Annotated in this window: 20 protein-coding genes; 6 read left to right on the forward strand and 14 right to left on the reverse strand. The window is 70.7% G+C overall.

What is annotated here, in order from left to right; translation table 11 throughout:
- Positions 1-19: 19 nt before the first annotated feature.
- Positions 20-1,135, reverse strand: coding sequence for a phosphotransferase (locus ACZ69I_RS08410; RefSeq protein WP_470831016.1), 1,116 nt, complete (start codon positions 1,133-1,135; stop codon positions 20-22).
- A 209-nt stretch (positions 1,136-1,344) separates the two neighbouring features.
- Between ACZ69I_RS08410 and ACZ69I_RS08415 the strand changes: the two genes are divergently transcribed.
- Entirely contained in the window at positions 1,345-2,094 is a 750-nt protein-coding gene (locus ACZ69I_RS08415) for an HAD family hydrolase (protein WP_470831017.1), read from the forward strand.
- A 71-nt stretch (positions 2,095-2,165) separates the two neighbouring features.
- Positions 2,166-3,143: a hypothetical protein gene (locus ACZ69I_RS08420; protein WP_470831018.1), complete on the forward strand. Its 978-nt coding sequence runs from the start codon at positions 2,166-2,168 to the stop codon at positions 3,141-3,143.
- Here the strand turns inward: ACZ69I_RS08420 and ACZ69I_RS08425 are convergent.
- The 3 genes from ACZ69I_RS08425 to ACZ69I_RS08435 all read right to left on the reverse strand — a co-directional run bounded on the left by ACZ69I_RS08425 (position 3,120) and on the right by ACZ69I_RS08435 (position 5,964).
- Entirely contained in the window at positions 3,120-4,217 is a 1,098-nt protein-coding gene (locus ACZ69I_RS08425; protein WP_470831019.1) for a phosphotransferase family protein, read from the reverse strand. The two genes, ACZ69I_RS08420 and ACZ69I_RS08425, sit on opposite strands and share 24 nt — an antisense overlap.
- A gap of 62 nt (positions 4,218-4,279) precedes the next feature.
- Positions 4,280-5,053 carry an HAD family hydrolase gene (locus tag ACZ69I_RS08430; protein WP_470831020.1) on the reverse strand — a complete coding sequence of 258 codons (774 nt, stop codon included), beginning with the start codon at positions 5,051-5,053 and terminating at the stop codon, positions 4,280-4,282.
- Positions 5,053-5,964 carry a winged helix-turn-helix domain-containing protein gene (locus ACZ69I_RS08435; RefSeq protein WP_470831081.1) on the reverse strand — a complete coding sequence of 304 codons (912 nt, stop codon included), beginning with the start codon at positions 5,962-5,964 and terminating at the stop codon, positions 5,053-5,055. The genes ACZ69I_RS08430 and ACZ69I_RS08435 overlap by 1 nt, the downstream gene beginning before the upstream one ends.
- Before the next feature lie 125 nt (positions 5,965-6,089).
- Between ACZ69I_RS08435 and ACZ69I_RS08440 the strand changes: the two genes are divergently transcribed.
- The gene (locus ACZ69I_RS08440) at positions 6,090-6,278 is read left to right on the forward strand and encodes a hypothetical protein (protein WP_470831021.1); all 189 of its coding nucleotides are present in this window, start codon (positions 6,090-6,092) and stop codon (positions 6,276-6,278) included.
- Between the two features lie 38 nt (positions 6,279-6,316).
- Here ACZ69I_RS08440 and ACZ69I_RS08445 read toward each other — a convergent pair whose 3' ends face one another.
- A complete protein-coding gene (locus tag ACZ69I_RS08445; RefSeq protein WP_467672904.1) occupies positions 6,317-7,222 on the reverse strand; it encodes a winged helix-turn-helix domain-containing protein in 906 nt (301 codons plus the stop codon).
- A gap of 235 nt (positions 7,223-7,457) precedes the next feature.
- Here ACZ69I_RS08445 and ACZ69I_RS08450 point away from each other — a divergent pair, with 235 nt between their 5' ends.
- Positions 7,458-7,643: a hypothetical protein gene (locus ACZ69I_RS08450; RefSeq protein WP_470831022.1), complete on the forward strand. Its 186-nt coding sequence runs from the start codon at positions 7,458-7,460 to the stop codon at positions 7,641-7,643.
- A gap of 119 nt (positions 7,644-7,762) precedes the next feature.
- On the opposite strand, the gene ACZ69I_RS08455 is transcribed toward ACZ69I_RS08450, so the two are convergent.
- A complete protein-coding gene (locus ACZ69I_RS08455; RefSeq protein WP_470831023.1) occupies positions 7,763-9,043 on the reverse strand; it encodes a GNAT family N-acetyltransferase in 1,281 nt (426 codons plus the stop codon).
- Positions 9,044-9,107: 64 nt separating this feature from the next.
- Positions 9,108-9,719 (reverse strand): RsiG family protein, encoded by a 612-nt coding sequence (locus ACZ69I_RS08460; RefSeq protein WP_467672910.1) that lies wholly within the window; start codon positions 9,717-9,719, stop codon positions 9,108-9,110.
- A 162-nt stretch (positions 9,720-9,881) separates the two neighbouring features.
- Here ACZ69I_RS08460 and dtd point away from each other — a divergent pair, with 162 nt between their 5' ends.
- A complete protein-coding gene (gene dtd / locus ACZ69I_RS08465; RefSeq protein WP_470831024.1) occupies positions 9,882-10,307 on the forward strand; it encodes a D-aminoacyl-tRNA deacylase in 426 nt (141 codons plus the stop codon).
- Between the two features lie 29 nt (positions 10,308-10,336).
- Here dtd and ygfZ read toward each other — a convergent pair whose 3' ends face one another.
- Genes ygfZ through ACZ69I_RS08480 form a run of 3 tightly spaced genes read right to left on the reverse strand, consistent with a single transcriptional unit; the run spans position 10,337 to position 12,367 of the window.
- Positions 10,337-11,302, reverse strand: coding sequence for a CAF17-like 4Fe-4S cluster assembly/insertion protein YgfZ (ygfZ, locus tag ACZ69I_RS08470; protein WP_467672914.1), 966 nt, complete (start codon positions 11,300-11,302; stop codon positions 10,337-10,339).
- Between the two features lie 34 nt (positions 11,303-11,336).
- Positions 11,337-11,765: a Fur family transcriptional regulator gene (locus ACZ69I_RS08475; protein WP_470831025.1), complete on the reverse strand. Its 429-nt coding sequence runs from the start codon at positions 11,763-11,765 to the stop codon at positions 11,337-11,339.
- Between the two features lie 29 nt (positions 11,766-11,794).
- Positions 11,795-12,367, reverse strand: a complete 573-nt coding sequence (locus ACZ69I_RS08480; protein WP_355819309.1) for a heme-binding beta-barrel domain-containing protein — start codon at positions 12,365-12,367, stop codon at positions 11,795-11,797.
- 246 nt (positions 12,368-12,613) lie between these two features.
- On the opposite strand from ACZ69I_RS08480, the gene ACZ69I_RS08485 reads away from it, so the two are divergent.
- Positions 12,614-12,877 (forward strand): DUF3099 domain-containing protein, encoded by a 264-nt coding sequence (locus ACZ69I_RS08485; RefSeq protein WP_389714049.1) that lies wholly within the window; start codon positions 12,614-12,616, stop codon positions 12,875-12,877.
- A 94-nt stretch (positions 12,878-12,971) separates the two neighbouring features.
- On the opposite strand, the gene ACZ69I_RS08490 is transcribed toward ACZ69I_RS08485, so the two are convergent.
- From ACZ69I_RS08490 to ACZ69I_RS08505, 4 genes are all read right to left on the reverse strand, one after another.
- Positions 12,972-13,259: a DUF1416 domain-containing protein gene (locus tag ACZ69I_RS08490; RefSeq protein ID WP_062773190.1), complete on the reverse strand. Its 288-nt coding sequence runs from the start codon at positions 13,257-13,259 to the stop codon at positions 12,972-12,974.
- Between the two features lie 34 nt (positions 13,260-13,293).
- Positions 13,294-14,139: a sulfurtransferase gene (locus tag ACZ69I_RS08495; protein ID WP_467672920.1), complete on the reverse strand. Its 846-nt coding sequence runs from the start codon at positions 14,137-14,139 to the stop codon at positions 13,294-13,296.
- 171 nt (positions 14,140-14,310) lie between these two features.
- Entirely contained in the window at positions 14,311-14,391 is an 81-nt protein-coding gene (locus ACZ69I_RS08500; protein ID WP_351007875.1) for a putative leader peptide, read from the reverse strand.
- Positions 14,392-14,585: 194 nt separating this feature from the next.
- Positions 14,586-15,338 (reverse strand): LmeA family phospholipid-binding protein, encoded by a 753-nt coding sequence (locus tag ACZ69I_RS08505; protein ID WP_467672922.1) that lies wholly within the window; start codon positions 15,336-15,338, stop codon positions 14,586-14,588.
- Positions 15,339-15,382: the final 44 nt, after the last annotated feature.

Consider the following 15,382-nt stretch of genomic DNA (forward strand, 5'->3'; position numbering starts at 1 on the left):
TCCCACCGGCGGGCCCGCGCTACACAGGTGCCGCGCGGCTCTCCCGGTCCGCGCCCGCGTCCCGGCGGGCCCACCCCCGCAACGCCTCCATGACCTGCCACTGACTCGGCACGTCCGCCAGGTCCAGGGCGGTACGGGCCCGGCTGAGGACCCCGTGGACCTTGCGGCCCGCGTGGATCAGGGGCCACCAGGAGAGGCCCGGCCGGGTGTCGAGGGTGAGGGCGGCGCGGATGACGTCGGTGAACACCGACTGCGCCCGCTTGTAGTCGAGGAGGACGGGGAGGTCGTCCTCCCATCCGGCGGAGCTGCCCGGCCTGGCCTGTTCCACGGCCTCGCACCACCGCCGCGCCAGGTCCCGCTCCTGCTCCGGGCGGTAGCGCATCAGATACAGGTGGGTCGCCAGGTCGTACAGCGGGTCCCCCACCATGGCCAGTTCCCAGTCGATGGTCCAGAGGCGGCCTGCGGGGTCGACGACGAAGTTCTCCCGGTGCAGATCGCCGTGCAGGAGGCCGAAGGGTCTCGGCGTCAGGCCCGGGACGTTTCTGCTCAGTCGGCGCAGGCAGCCCTCGTCGACCCCGAGCGCCCGGAAGAGCTCGCCGAACCGCCCCGCGTTCGCCCGGTGGACCTGCTCTTCGGTGAAACGGATCAGCCGTTCCAGGAACCCCTTGGTGTCGCGCTCGGCGAGGGGGCCCTCGGCCGCGCAGCGGCGCCGCACGGAGAGCTTCTCGGGGTCGACCGCGGCCAGCTCCTCGAACAGCTCCACGATCTGCGCGATCAGCGGTTCCGGGACGACGTCGCCGACCGCGTGGCGCGAACCGAGCGTGCGGCCCTCGATGAACTTCTGCAGGCCGATGTCGCCGACGTCGATGACCTCCGGGATCCGGGTGACGTGCCCGGCCAGGGCGCGTACCAGCTCTTCCTCGGAGACGAAGCAGCGCCGGTCGAACCAGAGCAGGTCCCTGCGGGGCTCCCGGCACTTCCAGCGGGACCGGCCCGGGTCCTTCGGATCCGCGGCCGGCAGCGGGAAGACGTACGTCTCGTGGTGGTACCCCTTGAGGGGGCCGACGAGGGCTTGCTCGCCGCCACTCACCAGAGCGGCGCGTTCCCGGGCCGAGGAAGTCGGTTCGGATGTCATGGTCCGTCTTTCAGCCTGGGACTGATCCGATGAGTAAGGAGTGGAGCAGGATACTTGTGCGCACTTGAGCCCGGTGCCGTCGGCCGCTCAAGTGCCGCTCAATGGCACCCCCAGGGACGACCCCACGCTCGCCAGTGCGAGAAGGCCCCTCGCGTGGCGGTGACTTCGGGAAGTGGCCGTACGCCGGACCGTGGGCCACACTTGCTGAGATGACTTCCCGCAGGCCCGCCGGCAGCTCCCCCGGCCCGCACGCCCCGGCCGGTCTCCTCGCGGACGCCCGCGCGGTCCTGTTCGACTTCGACGGGCCGATCACGCGGTTCTTCGCGCGCTATGCCACGCCGCCGATCGCCGACGAGATCAAGGCACTGCTGAAGGAAACCGGCGAACCACTGCCCGCCGCCGTACGGGAGTGCGACAACGCGCACCGCCTCCTGCGGCTCCTGCGGACCGAGATGTTCCGTGACCCGACGCCGGGCCACGAGGACCAGAAGACACTCGACCGCGCCGAGGCCATCGTGACGGCGCACGAGTACGCGGCGGTTTCCGACGCACCCCTCGACACGCACATCGAGGCTCTCCTGACCACGCTGCGGCGGCTCGGGAAGCGGCTCGTGGTCGTCAGCAACAACGCCGAGGGCCCCATCGGCACCTATCTCGAACGCCACCACCTGGACGTCTTCTTCGAGCGGATCTTCGGCCGCGACCCTCACGAACCGCTCCGCATGAAGCCCGACCCCGACTGCGTGTACCGCGCCCTCGACCACCTCCGCGCCGATCCCGGCGCGTGCCTCCTGATCGGCGACCAGCTCACCGACCTCGACGCGGCGGACCGGGCCGGCGTGCCCTTCCTCGGGTACGCGCGCAGCCCCGTCGAAGCGGCGGACATGCGGCGGAAGGGGGCCGCGTGGGCGGGCACGTCCCTGGCGCCCCTGAAACGTGCCGCGGACGGACTGCTGTGAGGTAACCGCCCTCTGGTGCCCCGGAGTTGACGGCGCGATGATGGTGCGCCACTACTCGGGGGAGGCCGGGGTTGCCCACACGCCGCGCGGGGAGGAACCACGGACGGTCGGCGCTAGAAGAACTGCGGAGCCGCCTCGCGGACCTGAAGTCCGGCCTCATCAAGGGGCTCCTGGCCACCGTCGCCGTCGTCGGCGCCGCCGCCGAGGTCATCGGGCCCGTGGGGGACGCGCTGCGGGGCCGGGAGTTCCTGGGCGGCTCGTTCGCCGCGGTCGTCGCCCTCATCCTCTTCGACGCGATCGGCGACTCCACGGACCGGGAGGTCGCGGGCGTCGACGTCTTCGGCACCCTGAGCGACCTCGGCGAGCCCGCCAAGGAGGCGTTCGACGCCCGGCACGTGCGGGTCTTCTTCTCCGGCTTCACGATGCAGACGCTGCACGACGTCGTACGGGACCGCCTCATCGAGGTCGCCGACGGATCCGTGCGGCCGAAGCGGATCACGCTGCACATCATCGTCGTCCACCTCAACTCGCCGATGAACCTGCCCGGCGCCCTGGCCCCCGCGACGGCCGACGGCAAGCGCACCTTCGACGACTCGCCCGCGAACCGCGAGCGCATGCGCGAGGACTTCACCCTCAAGTACTGGGACGGCCTGCGCGCCCTCCTGGACGAGATCAGCCGCCGCCACCGCCGCATCGCCATCGAGTGCGAGGTGCGCGAGTCACCGCACGGGCCCCAGTCCAAGCTGTACATCCTCAACGAGGAGCGGGCCATCTACGGGACGTACGGCATCAGGAAGGTTTCGTTCGTACGCGGCGGGACGACGCACGAGATCCTCGACGCGGAAGGCTTCGGCATCAAGCACGGCGACGCCCGGTTCGTGGGCTGGGACGTGCGCTCCCGCACCAAGTCGACGCGCCAGCTGGCCAATTACCACATGGCCTGGTTCCAGAACCTCTGGGACGTCCTGGACGAGGTCAAGCCCGCGGCCCCCGTGATCCCCGACCCCGTCTGGCGGCCGCCCCCCTCACCGGGCGGCCCGGTCGTCTGAACCGTGCCACCGGATCAGCGCCTCCGTCGCCTCTTCCTCGTCCGGCACCGACACCAGGCCGAGGGGCTCCGCGGCCCGCCGCACGGACCGGCACATGCGCCACGCGGCGGCCGCGAAGTCGGCGTCCCCGGGCGTCGGCGGCAGGGTGAGCGCCGCCCGCATGAGGTCGGGGAAGACCGACTGCGCGTACTCGAAGGCCAGCTGGACGGGCAGGTCGGTGTCGAGGCCCGCCGTCATGTCGCCGAGGCCCGCGCCGTTCATCGCCTCCGACCAGAGCTTCACCATCCGCTCGCGCTCCCCCTCGTCGTACTCCATGCGTACGAGGTGGGTGGCGAGGTCGTGCAGCGGGTCGCCGTGGAGCGCCAGCTCCCAGTCGATGACGGTGATGCGCGCGCCGTCGACGACCACGTTGGCCCGGTGCACGTCGGAGTGCAGCAGGCAGAACGGGCGTGCCGCCAGGACGGGGATCCGCAGCCCGAACGTCTCCAGGGCGTCCCCCGGAACCCCGAGGGCCTCGAAGAGCCCGCCGAAGCGGTCCTCGTTGGCGCGCCGCACCCGCCGCTCGGTCCAGTCGGCGCGCCAGCGCAGGAAGGCCGTGCTGTCGCCGGGCGCCGGCCCGTCGGCGGGCACCGGCGGCAGCTCGGACACCGGCACGGACGCGAGACGGGCGAAGAACTCGGCCAGCTGCACCATGAGTTCGTGCGGTACCGGGTGTCCGTAGGGGGCCAGGTCGGAGAGGCAGGCACCGACCTTGTACTCGTGCATCGACGTCGCGCCGAAGTCCGCGAGCCAGCGCGGCACTTCGGGCAGATGGCGCGCGACGACCTCAAGGACGTCGGCCTCCCTGGACCAGGACCTCGGGCAGACCTCCGGGGCGGGCAGGGGGGTGCGGAACTTGGCGTGGGCGCCGAAGGGGGGACGGCCCAGGAGCAGGGCCAGTGGCCAGCTGAGCGGCACGACGTGGTTGCGGTTGTGGTGGCCGGTGATGAAGTGGCCGCCGGGGTTGCTTCGCAGTGAAGCCCCCAGCCGACGGACCAGCGCCGCACGGGCTCGGCGCCGCAGAGGTGACGACATGAGCGGAGACCTTAACCCTCATGGGGCAGCACCCACGACCGAAGTCACCCTTCAGACGGAATTCACGCTCGGGCAGGCGTCCCGTACTCCCTGATGACCCGCAGCACCCGCTCCCACGACGGCACGAGGCAGTCATCCGGCGCCCCCACCTCCCGCAACAACTTCGCCTTGCGCTCGTTGCGGGCGAAGCCGAGGAACGCCACGCCCGCGTCCCGCGCCGCCAGGAAGTCGGAGGGCGCGTCGCCGACCATGACCGTCGCGGACGGCTCCGCGCCCATCGCCGTCAGCGCCCTGTTGAGCACGCTCGGGTGCGGTTTCAGCAGGTGGAGGTCGTCGGTGCGGCCGTAGACGTGCGGCGCGAAGCAGGCCGTGAGGCCCCGGGACTCCAGGTAACGGTCCACGGTGCGGGCCGAGTTGTTGGTGGTGATGGCGAGCCTGGCGCCGATGGCCGTCCAGGTGCGGATGACCACGTCGGCGTACTCCGTGGGCCAGGCGCTCGGCACCGCGCTCAGCTCGTGCTGCGTGAGCCGCTCCTCCAGCTCCGCGACCAGGTCACTGTTGGGGTGGCGGTGCTCGACGGCGCGCAGGACGGCGAACGGGTCCGTCTCGTCGCGCACGTCATCGGTCAGCAGACCGTGCAGGCCCCGGGCCGCGAGCCAGCGGATCTGTTCGTCCGCGATCCCGGCGGCCGAGAGTCCCGCGAAGAGCCTGCAGATGGGACCGTCGAAGTCGAGCAGCACGAAGCGCGCACGCGTGATCGTTGCGCGTACGTACGCGGTCTCAACCGGCCCTTGCTGGAGGCTCGTTGTGTCGGAGTGCGTCGAGTCGGAAGTCATTAAGAGAGTGTCAGGTCAGTCGTGATGGTTTCCCAGAGCGCGTCGAACCACTTCTGCGACTCGTCGACGAACGAGGTGTCGCGCGAGGCCGGGCCGTCCTTCTCGAAGGAGAAGAGCGGCGCCTTGATGCCCCCGGCGTCCCAGATGTCCATGACCTCGGGGTTACTGCCGTTCTCCCCCACCTCCACGGAGTTCGCGGTCAACGTGTAGTAGGCGAGCAGCGTCTCGTTGCCGTTCAGCAGATACAGCTTGACCGGCGTGGTGAACGGCAGCGCGCGGAACGTCACGTCCACGTCGATGCCGTGCGAGGAGCGCAGGGCACGGAGATTGTGCCGCAGCACCTGGCCCTGCGCGTTGCGCTGGGTGAGCCACCGCTCGTGGAGGCGGTCCCGCGCCGCCTTGCCGTCGTCCTCCATCGGCACCGGGAACGCCAGCGTGATGTCGCTGCTCGGCAGCAGGATCCGTACGCGGATCGCCTCCGGCCGGATCCGGCCCTCGTGGATCAGCCGCACCGGCTCCCCGAGCGCGATCATCAGCGTCTCCGCGGTGTAGGACACCACGTCGATCGTCACGTGCGGCTGCGCGAAGGCCGCCGCGAGGCGGGGTGCGAGCGCGACCATGGACGGCTGCGGCCCCTCGCTCGCCGCGGCCGGGGGGTGTGCCGCGGCGACCCGTGGCGGGCTGCCCTTGCTGACGTTGGACAGGAGGCCTTCGCTCTGGAGCTTCTTCATCGCCTGGCGCACCGTGCCGCGTTCGACGCCGAACTCCTCGGCCAGTTCGGCCTGCGTCGGCAGGCGCTCCCCCGCCCGGAGCCGGCCCGCACGGATGCGGTCGCGGAGGGTGTCGGCGATGTCCTGAGGTGAGAGTTTTCTGCTGCCGTTCACTGCCACGTTCTCCTGAGTCACCATCAGACGATACAACTGGCCGCCATCTTTCGGCAGTTGATGCGAAGTTGTTTATCCACTCCGACCAAGTGGGGACAACCACAACAGAGTTGGTTGCCAACTGACTCAAGATGGCAGAAGGAGGCACCACCATGCCCGCCCTAGCCCTCCTCGCAGCCGTGGTCGCCGTCACCCTCGAACAAGTCGTGCAGTGGAAGTACGGCCCGATGGGCATCGTGGGTCTCCTCCTGCTGACCGTGGGAGTCAAGGCGAAGAACCCCACCTGCAGCTCCATCGGCGCCGTCGTCCTCGCCCTGATGGTGACGGGCCCGGCCGGCTGACCGGCCCGGCGGCGGAGCTGCCCCGGCTCCCGGGACTCTCAGCCCGCCGCCAGCTCCAGGTCCTGGCTGATCGTGTTCCAGAGCGCGTTGAACCACAGGTGGGACTGCTCGACGAAGGTCGTGTCCCGCAGGCCGTCCCCTTCCTTGAACGGGAACAGCATCGACTGTGTGCCCTGTGCGTCGTACATCTCCAGGGACTCCTTGCCGATCTCCTCGTCACGCTTGGTGAGCGTGTAATAGGCGAAAAGCGCCTCGGTGTTGTTGATCAGGTACAGCTTCACCGGCGGGGTGAACGGCAGCGCGCGGAACTGCACCGACACGTCGATGCCGTGCGAGGTCCGCAGCGCGAGGAGGTTGTGGCGCAGCACCTGCCCCTGCGCGTTGCGCTGCTCCAGCCAGCGCCGGTGGACCTGGCTCGACCCGTCCTCGCCGCTGTCGACCGGCGCCGGGAAGGCGAGGTCGATGTCGCGGCTCGGCAGCAGCACCCGGACGTCGACCTTGGCCGGTTTCCGCTGTCCGGCGTGGATCTGCCGCAACGGTTCGCCGATGGCCATGGTGAGGGAGATGGACGTCAGGCACAGCGCGTCTATCTCTACGTGCGGGGCCTCGAAGGCGGCCGCGATGCGTGGGGCGAGACCGACCATGGTCGGCTGCGGGCGCACCTCGCCGGGGTGGACGGGACCGCGCTCCGCCGCGTCGGCGACCGTTGCGGGGCTTCCCTTGGACACATTGGACAGCAAATGCTCGCGGTGCAGGATACGCAGCGCCTCGCGCACCGCGCCGCGCTCCACACCGAACTCATCGGCCAGCTCGGCCTGCGTGGGCATGCGCTGCCCCGGCCGGAGCGACCCGGACCTGATCCGGTCGCGCAGCGCGTCCGCCACCTCTTGGTGGGACCGCTGCGTCCGCTTCCGCCCGTTGAGGGCGGCATGGTCGGTGCTCACAACCAAACAGTACAACTTCGCGCCATCTTAGGGGAGTTGCAGGAAAGGTGGTTATGAGTCGTCTCCCAGCGGAGATAACTCAGTTGAAGTTGGTAGCCAACTTCGGCGACCTGGTCAGACCCTCCCGGGGTTGGCCACCAGCCGTCGGCCGTCGCCCCGGAGCACCACCCGGTGGCAGCCAGTTGGTCATCAGCTGAACGGGGTCCGCCGCCCCGATCCCGAAGGAGGGAACGTCATGCCGCTCATCGCCATCGCCGTCGCCGCCCTCGCCATCGGATTCGAGCAGCTCGTCCAGTGGAAGTACGGCCCGCTCGGCATCATCGCCTTCGTCCTGCTGACCGTCGGCATCAAGGCCCAGAACGTCAAGCTCAGCGGCTTGGGCGCGGGCCTTCTCGTCCTGCTCCTCGCCCAGTCGGGCTGATCCGGCAGGACTCACGGGTCCGGCTGGCCGGGCTCCCATCCGGAGGGGAGCCGGGAGTCCGGTCAGTCGTCGCGAAACAGAGCCCCGGCTCCCTGCTACGGGGGAGCCGGGGCTCGTCATCAGAACATGTCCGGGCACCACGGGCGCCGCGACGTACGGAAGAGGGCGTCGGCCACCGCGGCCGCACCCGGCCGCTCCTCCACCACCCGGCCCAGATCCACGAGCCGCGCCACGGACGCGTCCCCGAGCCAGAGCTGGCTCAACTCGGCGATGCCCAGGGTGAGTTCCGGCTCCGCCACGGTCGGGCAGCAGGTCGCCGCCGCCCCCGCCCCCTCGCCCGGCGCCACCTCCAGCGCGAAGCGCCCACCGGAGAGCCCGGCCCCGTCGACGACCTCCACGACGAGGGTCCCCGCCCCGCCGTACGTACGCGCCTCAAGGGCCCGCACCACGTCCAGGATCCGCACCCAGAGCCAGTCCGCGTGCCGGGTCACCCTGGCCGCCCGGGGGTCGGGCAGGAGCTGCGGGAGCAGGTCGTCGGGGGCCAGCCAGCCGGTCTCGACCTCGGTGACCCGGTCGATGGCGCAGAGGAAGTGCCACAGGGCGCGTTCGGCGGCGGGGGTGACGGCGGTCATGCCGAGCACCGTCACCTTGTTCTCCGGCTGCCGTGACTCCCCCGTCACCCCGCTCGTCGCCCGGTACGCGACGAGTCCGTCGACGCGGCCCGAGGGCGCGCGGTAGAGGGCGTAGAACGGCTCCTCCCACGGGTTTTCGCGGGTGGCCTGCAGCCCGGTGTTGCGCAGCCACCACTCCTCGGCGCGGTCGATCGCACCGTGCCGGGCGGCCCGGAACCGCTCGTACAGCTCCGGTCCGTGCTTGCGCACGTCCTCGCCGTCGACGAGGTCGATACGGGCGCCGGACTCCTCGGGACCCGACCAGCGCGGGTCGAGACCGGCGCGCGGCACGTCGATCGTCCACGCGGTCGCCCAGGTCGCGGGGCCGAAGCCGAACCGGCCGTAGATCGGGTACTGGCTGGCGTTGAGGGTGGCGAGCACGTCGCCGCGCTCCCTCGCCGCGGCGAGGTCTCCGTCCATCATCCGGCTGAGGATGCCCCGGCGGCGGTGGGTGGGCGCCACGGTCACCCCCGAGACCGCGTTGGCCACCACGGGGGCGCCGCCCACCGCGGTGACCTCCTGCCGGAAGGAGCGGTAGGTACCCACGCAGCGGTCGCCGTCGTAGGCCCCGAGGGTGCGGGACGGGGCGGTGCGGGACCGCAGGTGGCCGACGGTCTCGTCCGACAGGGTGGCGAAGGGCTTCAGGAACCCGGCGTGCAGCGCCCGCAGCCAGCCGGGCAACTCGGCGTCGAGGACCGCTCTTATGTCGACATCGCTCATGCGCCCCACGCTAGGCAGCGCACCGCCCGCGCCGCACCGGAGTTTCCCCTCCCGCACGCCACGGCCGCCCCGCTCACGCCAGCAGGTCGTCCACCTGTGCCTCGCCGACCCGGTACCTGCGGGCGATCTCCGCGCTGCAGTCGTCCGCCGTCCGCTGCAGCAGCTGGCGCCTGCGCGACACCTGCTGTTCGTGCCGGACGAGGCGGCCCATCGCCGCGTGCAGCTCGTCGTCCGTGCGCGCCGCCAGGTCGGAGAGCTCGACCTCGGCGAGCATCTCCGTGGCGAGCAGGCGGTACTCCTCGCCGAGCGGCGTGCCGAGCGTGACGTGCCGGGCCGAGGAGCGGTGGCGGGCCGGGGCGTCCGTGAGGATCTCCGGGAGCCGGCTCACGACCGTCCCCGCCGGGCGGGGCGCCTGCTGCCGCTGGTCGCCGCGGTGCGCGAGCTCGGCCCGCAGGATGTCGATGCGGCCCTGGAGGAGCCGTCGCAGATAGCTGAGGTCGGCCTCGTCCTGCTGCGCCGACCTGCGCAGCTCACGGAGTTCGGGCAGGCGCAGCGCGGCCAGGTCGTGCTCGGGCACCTCGGGCAGCAGTCGGCTGCCGCCCGTGCGCTGCGTGGGTGGCCGCGGAACCTGCGGACGCCGCAGGGAGACGCGGCCCGGCGACTGCCCCGTGCTTGGTGTGCTCATGTGGCTCTACCCGTCCCCTCGACCGGCCGACGCGGGTGCACCGCGTGTGAGCATGGTGCCACCCCAAGTGGCCGCTATGGGAGCGAGTGCCCGGAATCGACCCCGGATGGGGGGATCGGACCGCCGTCCCGAGCGCCCTGTGCGGCACGGCATGATGACCGTATGCGAGTAGTGGTGCAGAGGGTCGACGGGGCGAGCGTGGTCGTCGACGGCGAGACCGTCGGCGAGATCAGCGGCGAGGGACTGTGCGTCCTGGTGGGCGTCACGCACGACGACACCAAGGAGAAGGCGGCCCAACTGGCCCGCAAGCTGTGGTCGTTGCGGATGCTGGCCGAGGAGAGGTCGTGCAGCGACATCGACGCGCCGCTCCTGGTCATCAGCCAGTTCACGCTCTACGGGGACGCCCGCAAGGGCCGCCGCCCCACGTGGAACGCGGCGGCCCCCGGTGACGTGGCCGAACCCCTGGTCGAGGAGGTCGTGGCCCAGCTCCGCGCGCTGGGGGCGACGGTGGCGACGGGCCGCTTCGGGGCGCAGATGCGGGTGGGCCTGACGAACGACGGCCCGTTCACGGTGCTCCTGGAGATGTGACCGCCCGACCGGGGACGGGGCACGGACGCCTACGGCTCGACCACGACCTCCTGCGCGGCGGCCGTGTCGCCCGCGATCAGCCGCGCGTCCAGGGGCACGTTGCGCTTGACGAGGGCCAGGGCGATCGGGCCGAGTTCGTGGTGGCGTACGGCCGTGGTGATGAACCCCAGCTTCCGCCCTTCGAGGCCCTCGCTCGCGAGGTGCAGCGGCGTACCGGCGGCGGGCAGGTGCACCTCGCTGCCGTCCAGGTGCAGGAAGACCAGGCGGCGCGGCGGCTTCCCCAGGTTGTGGACGCGGGCGACGGTCTCCTGCCCGCGGTAGCAGCCCTTCTGCAGGTGCACGGCGGTGCCGATCCAGCCCAGCTCGTGCGGGATGGTGCGGTGGTCGGTCTCGAAGCCGAGGCGCGGCCGGTGGGACTCCACCCGCAGCGCCTCGTACGCCAGGAGCCCGGCCGCGGGGCCGTTCTCGGCGGCGTACGACGCCAGGTCCGTGCGGGGCAGGAACAGGTCGCGGCCGTGCGGGGTCTCGCGTACGACGACGCCGTCCGGGACGGCGGCGATGGAGCCGGCCGGCAGGTGGACGACGGCGAACGCGTCCGTGCGGTCCTCGACCTCGACGCGGTAGAAGAACTTCATGCTCTCCAGGTACGCGATGAGGGCGTCCTGGGTGCCGGGCTCGACGTGCGCCCAGACGGTCTCGCCGTCGTCGACGAGGTACAGGGCGTGCTCGATGTGGCCGTTGGCGGAGAGGATCAGCGCCTCGGTGGCTTGGCCGGCCGGCAGCTCGCTGACGTGCTGGGTGATCAGCAGGTGCAGCCAGCTCAGCCGGTCGGAGCCGCTGACGGCGATCACGCCCCGGTGCGAGAGGTCGACGAAACCGGTGCCGTCGGCGAGGGCGCGCTGCTCGCGGAACAGTTCTCCGTAGTGGGCGGCTACGCCTTCGTCCACGCCCTCGGCGGGGACGGCGCCGGGCAGGGACAACAGGGGGCTCTTCATGTTCACACAGACTACGACCCGGCCGCCGCCGCGCTTATTCCGCGCCCCGGCACTTCCCGCACTGCCCGAAGATCGCGAAGTGCTTCAGGTCGGTGTCGAAGCCGAAGGTGTCGCGCAGCTTGGCGGTGAACTCCGCCGCGACGGAGGTGTCCGCCTCGATGACGTCCGTGCAGTCCCGGCAGACCAGGTGGATGTGGTGGTGGCGGTCCGCGAGGTGGTACGTCGGCGCGCCGTGCCCCAGGTGGGCGTGGCTGACCAGGCCCAGCTCCTCGAGGAGCTCCAGGGTGCGGTAGACGGTGGAGATGTTGACCCCCGACGCCGTCCTGCGCACTTCGCAGAGGATGTCGTCGGGGGTCGCGTGTTCCAGGGCGTCGACGGCTTCGAGGACAAGCTGACGCTGCGGCGTCAGCCGGTAGCCGCGCTGACGCAGGTCGCTCTTCCAGTCGGAGTCGGTGCTCGCCACACCAGAAGTCTAGGGCCTGGTGTCCGGGTCTACTTGAAGAAGGCGATGCCGTCGTCGGGGAGGTCGCCGAGGTTGCGGGCCATGTCGGCGACCTCTTCGGGGGTGACGACCTTCTTCAGCTGGGCCGACATGTAGGGCCGCAGCGGGACCTCGGGGGTCTGCTTTTCGCCGACCCACATCAGGTCGCCCTTCACGTAGCCGTAGAGGCGCTTGCCGCCGGTGTACGGGCCGGAGGCCGCGGTGCGCGCGACGGCGTCCGTGGCCAGGTCGATCTGCGGCTTCTTGTCGGCGAGCTCGCCGTACCAGACCTCGACGACGCCGTCGTCGCGGACCATCACGACCTCGACCTTGCGGTCCTTGTCGATCCGCCAGAAGCCGGACTCGGACTCCAGGGGCTTGACCTTGTTGCCCTCGGCGTCGAGCACCCAGGTGTACGAGCGGTACTCGATGAAGTCGCGCCCGTCGTGCGTGAAGGAGACCTCCTGGCCGAAGTTCGCCTTCTCGGCGCCGGGGAAGTCGGTGACACCCGCGCCGGCCCAGTTGCCGAGGAGGAAGGCGAGGGGGACGAGGTCGGGGTTCAGGTCGGACGGAATCTCGATCATGGGAAGCTCAGGCGATCTGTGGAGGAGGGGGTGGGGGTCAGCGCTGGCCCTGGTACAGCTTCTTCACGGTCAGTCCGGCGAAGGCGAGAACGCCGACGCAGACGAGAACCAGCAGGGCGGAGAAGAAGGCCTCAAGCACGGGGTGCTCCTCGGTGAGCGGTGGGGGCAGGTATCAGAGCCGGTCCCACTGTAGTCGGGCGGCGCCCGTCCCTCTCTGTGAGGTCCCTCGCGACGTACGCTGGGTGTATGTACGCGCGAAGGCGCCGCCTGTACTTCGCCATGATGGGGACCTGCGTCGGTCTCTTCGTTCTGGCCTGGGGTGTCGTGCGGCTCTGGTCGATGCCCGTGGCCGTCGGGATGTGTGTCGTGGCGATGGTGATCCCGCCGCTCGCCGCGATGACGGCGAACCGGCGCGGGCCCGACGACCGCTGGTGGGACGACCCCAGCGGGGACCGGAAGTCCGACGAGTGGTGGGACGAGCTGGACGGCAAGCGCAGGCGGCAGCCGTAGCCGAAGGGCCGCACCCCGTTCCAGTGGCGTCCAACCCCCTGGGGTGCGGCCCTTCAGCCGTTCTCGGCGCGGTGGGTGACACCGCGGCGCGCGGTCAGACCGCGATCGCGACCTCCGCCAGACCGCCCGTCCGGGCGACGACCGTACGGTCCGCCGTGCCGCCGGGGATCAGCGCCCGGACGGTCCACGTGCCCTCGGCGGCGTAGAAGCGGAACTGTCCGGTGGCCGAGGTGGGGACCTCGGCGGTGAACTCGCCGGTCGAGTCGAGCAGGCGCACGTAACCGGTGACGGGCTCGCCGTCGCGGGTCACCTGGCCCTGGATCGTCGTCTCACCGGGCTTGATCGTCGAAGCGTCGGGGCCGCCGGCCTTTGCTCCACACATGGGTACTCCTGAGGGGGAAGGTAGGTCGGGGGATCTACTTGTTGGCGCCGAGCTCGATCGGCACGCCGACGAGGGAGCCGTACTCGGTCCACGAGCCGTCGTAGTTCTTGACGTTGGTCTGGCCGAGCAGCTCGTGCAGGACGAACCAGGTCAGGGCCGAACGCTCACCGATGCGGCAGTAGGCGATGGTGTCCTTCGACAGGTCGACCTGCTCGTCCTCGTAGAGGGCCTTGAGCTCGTCGTCCGACTTGAACGTGCCGTCGTCGTTGGCGTTCTTCGACCACGGGATGTTGCGGGCGCTCGGCACGTGGCCGGGGCGCTGCGACTGCTCCTGCGGGAGGTGGGCCGGGGCGAGCAGCTTGCCGCTGAACTCGTCGGGCGAGCGCACGTCGACCAGGTTCTGCGCGCCGATCGCCTTGACGACGTCGTCGCGGAAGGCGCGGATCGAGGTGTCCTGCGGCTTGGCCTTGTAGTCCGTGGCGGGACGGTTGGGGACCTGCGCGCCGTCGACCAGGTCGCGGGAGTCGAGCTCCCACTTCTTGCGGCCGCCGTCGAGGAGCTTCACGTCCTGGTGGCCGTAGAGCTTGAAGTACCAGAAGGCGTAGGAGGCGAACCAGTTGTTGTTGCCGCCGTAGAGGACCACGGTCGAGTCGTTCGCGATGCCCTTCTTCGAGAGGAGCTTCTCGAAGCCCTCCTGGTCGATGAAGTCACGGCGGACCGGGTCCTGGAGGTCCTTGGTCCAGTCGATGCGGATCGCGTTCTTGATGTGGTTCTTGTCGTACGCGGAGGTGTCCTCGTCGACCTCGACGATGACGACCTTCGGGTCCTCGATGTGGGCCTCGACCCAGTCGGCGTCTACCAGGACGTCGCTGCGGCTCATGTGTCTCTCCTCCGGGGCAGTTACGGCGGTGCGGTGCTGTGCTGCGGTGCACGAGGGGGCGGCCGGTACGGGCCGGTGGTGCGGGGAGGCACGGGTGGCGTACGTACGGCGCGGGGGCGGCCCGCCGGATGGGCGTCGGACAGGCCTGGGAAACGAGGGTTGCGGCCCTCGCTAGAAGGTGCGACAGAGCATGGCGGCGACGCGGCACAGGTCGACTGCCCGCCGCTTCGTGAGGTCCGCCTGTCGTTGCATGCGTCCGATCGTAGGGACGGAGGGGCGGCCGTGTCACCGGCGCTCCGCATGGTGAGACACGATCGTCCACGATGTGGGAATCGTTGAACCCCGGAGCCGCCCCGGCGGGGCCCCGGGCCGGTGTAGCCCCCGTCACATCCGCCCGCCGGACGACCGCGTCTCGTACTGCGGACGCGGCTCCCAGGGCGCCGGTGTCAGCCCGCCAGCCGCACGTTCGACCCGGTCACGGACATGTCCACGCCGTCCGGTGCCGCCTCGACCTTCTCCAGCTCGATGCCGGCCGGCAGGTCGTCGATCTTCTGGTTGAAGTCGGTGACGTCGCGGACCATGCCCTCGGGGAGCGGAATGGCGACGCCGAGGACGTCCAGGCTCTTGGGGATCTCGTCGGCGTGGACCTTGATGTCGTCGCCCTCGACCCGGACCGAGCTGAGCACGTGCACGGGCTTCGGCAGCTTCGCGCCGCCCTTGCTGACCTCGACCTCGACCTTGATCTTGCCGTTGCCGCCGTCGGAGAGGCCGACGACCTTGCCGGTGGCGCCGAGCGGCAGCTCGACCGGCTCGGACTTGCTGGCCTTCAGGAGCTCGTCGTACGAGACGTGCGCCGTGCCCGTGGCGGTCGCGGCGGTCGCCGAGCTGTAGTCGCCGGAGAACTCCACGCCCTTCATGTGGGCCGTGAGGTCGGCGATGCGGATGGAGTCGGAGCCCGACTTGGCGTCGTAGTTCTTGATCCCGACCTCCACGTCGTCGAGTTCACCGCCCACGACCTGGGTGAGGAAGGGGAAGCCCTTGATGGAGACGTCGGGCGTCTCGCTCAGCCCCTCGCTGGTGCGCATCTTCTCCGCCGCCTCGCCCTCGGCGAAGTTCACGGCAAGCCGGTCGGCCGCCACGAAGAGCCCTCCGAGGATGACGACGACGATCAGGAGTATGCGTACGGCTCGCTTGCTCATGTCCGGTGTTCCCCCACCTTGTCCCCCGTCTCAACTGTCGTTCC

The organism is Streptomyces sp. NPDC036815 (assembly GCF_055609205.1).